Below are 255 nucleotides of genomic sequence, written 5' to 3' on the forward strand. Positions count from 1 at the left end.
TGCGCGGGATGCTCGACCGCAGCGCCTGGCAGCGCAGCCTTGACCGTGTGTTGGCGCGTCATGAGGCGCTGCGCAGTGTGTTTGTCGCGATCCAGGGCAAGCCCCGGGTTGAGGTTCTGCCGCCGGATGCGGGTCTGCCGATAGTTGAGCACGATCTGCGGGAGAGATCGGATGCAAAAGCGGCATTTTTGGATCTGTGCCAAGAAGAGGGGCGCACGCCATTCGATCTTGCGCGCGGTCCGCTGATCCGCGGTC

The 255-nt window shown here is 64.3% G+C and carries 1 protein-coding gene; it reads left to right on the forward strand.

Features of this window, described 5'->3' with window-relative positions:
* On the forward strand, nucleotides 1-255 hold a 255-nt coding region (locus I6F35_RS39795), incomplete at both ends, for a condensation domain-containing protein (RefSeq protein WP_225122991.1).

Origin of the sequence: Bradyrhizobium sp. BRP22, from assembly GCF_020194175.1 — a bacterium.
In the GTDB taxonomy this organism is placed as follows: domain Bacteria; phylum Pseudomonadota; class Alphaproteobacteria; order Rhizobiales; family Xanthobacteraceae; genus Bradyrhizobium.